Here is a 1,795-nt window from a genome sequence, read left to right on the forward strand (position 1 = left end):
GATCGCCGGCAGTCAGGATGCACGAAGCTGGAATGGTTCGAGCCCTCGGACGGAGCGCGGGTGCGCGTGCTCGCCTGGACCTGCAACTGCCTGGCCATGGTTTATGAGTTGTGCCAGGCGGGTGGACAGGGGTTCATTCGGCGTACCCTCCAGAACGAGGACGCCCCCGAGATCTGCGAGACCCACCGCTGGCCCCTCGCCCGGGCGCGTGAGGTCTGGGCGGCCTTGCTGACGGGAATGGCGCGGTGAGCCCGCGCGGTGTCCCCAACCGGCGGTCAGCGATCCGGGCTGTGGATCCAAAGAGCGGCAAACCCGCCAAAATCGTACTGTCAAGAGGAATAGACGGCATTTCGTCTAGGGGCCTAGACTCGGGTGCGCACCACCAAGGAGGAACCGTGCCACCGAGCGACCTGGACAAAATCGCCGCCATCGACGATCCCTACCTGCTGCTCCGGGTCGCCACCGAACGACTCAACACCGCCCAGCAAGAAGTCACCGAACTGGCACGCCTGCGCCGCCGCGTCATCCAGGAACTCCACGCCCAAGGCATGAGCTACGCGCAGATCGCCGAGAAGGCCGGCCTGTCCCGCGGGCGTATCCACCAGATCCGCCACACCGGCCCCGCCCCCGAAGGCGCGTTCCTCGGTGTCGGGACCGTCACCGTGGTGACCCCGCTGCGGCACGACGCCACGACCGGCCGCTCCATGGTCGCCCTGGACGACATGCGCGCTGGCAAGCGCCTGGAAGACCTCGCCCGGACCTTCGGCCTAACCGTCGCCACCGACAACGTCACCGTGGACGGGCAGATCGACCTCAACCGCCCAGGGCTGCTCGTCATCTGCGGCCCCCGCATGTCGGATGCCATGCGTGCCGCGTACGACGCCGACCCGGTCATCCACTGGGACCGCGACGACACCGGCTGGAAGCTCCTCGACACGCGCACCAGCCGGGAGTACCGCTCCGGCTCCCAACTCGACCCCGCCCAGCCGACCGACTCGGCCTTCCTCGGCCGCCTGCCCCGCCCGGACGGCAACGGGTCGTTCCTGGCCATCGCCGGTATCCACCCCAACGGTTCCCTCGGCGTCATCCACCTGCTCGCAAATGAGATCGCCACCTTGTGGGGGCAGGTCGGCGACCGCCGCTTCTCCTGTGTGGTCGGGGTCGAATACGACCCGCAAACGGGGGAACCAGTGCGGGCGGAACTGGCCAGCCCGCTCTACCGGCACGAGGACACCTGATGCGCGTCGCCTTCGCCAGCGAACCCGCCCATCCCGACCGGCCCAACGAAGACTTCATCGGCGCCACCGCCGACGCCGTCGTCCTGCTCGACGTGCCAGTATCCCGCCAGGTGTCACCTCGGCATGCTCGCACAGCGTGCGGTGGTACTCCCACACCCTCGGCTCCGCCCTGCTCGCCGAGATGACCCAAAGCGCCGGCCCCCTGCCCGAACTCCTCGCCCAGGGCATCAAGCACGTCACCTCACTGCACGACTTCACCTGCGACCTGACCCACGGCGGCTCCCCCTCCGCCACCGTCATCATGCTCCGCCAGACCGCCGACCACCTCGACTGGCTCGTCCTCGGCGACTCAACCCTCATCCTCGACACCGGCATACCTGAGCCGATCGTGATTTGCGACGACCGGCTAGAACAGGTCGCCGCACCCCACCGCGTACGCCTCGACAGCCTGCCCGGCGGCACACCCGAGCACGCCGAAGCCCGCCGCGAGTACGTCGAAACCCTCGGCACCTATCGCAACCGCGACGGCGGCTTCTGGGTCGCCTCCACCGACCCCC

The 1,795-nt window shown here is 68.7% G+C and carries 2 protein-coding genes and 1 pseudogene; all 3 read left to right on the top strand.

The genetic code is table 11. From position 1 onward, the window contains the following. The coding region (locus tag B1L11_RS49390; protein ID WP_079321113.1) for a hypothetical protein at nt 1–249 on the top strand (249 nt) is incomplete at its 5' end. Between the two features lie 146 nt (nt 250–395). Then, nucleotides 396–1,238, top strand: a complete 843-nt coding sequence (locus tag B1L11_RS44445; RefSeq protein ID WP_079321114.1) for a sigma factor-like helix-turn-helix DNA-binding protein — start codon at nt 396–398, stop codon at nt 1,236–1,238. A 136-nt stretch (nt 1,239–1,374) separates the two neighbouring features. After that, a pseudogene (locus B1L11_RS44450) lies at nt 1,375–1,795 on the top strand (integrase); the annotation flags it as partial.

The organism is Microbispora sp. GKU 823, from assembly GCF_002027145.1.
GTDB lineage: Bacteria > Actinomycetota > Actinomycetes > Streptosporangiales > Streptosporangiaceae > Microbispora > Microbispora siamensis.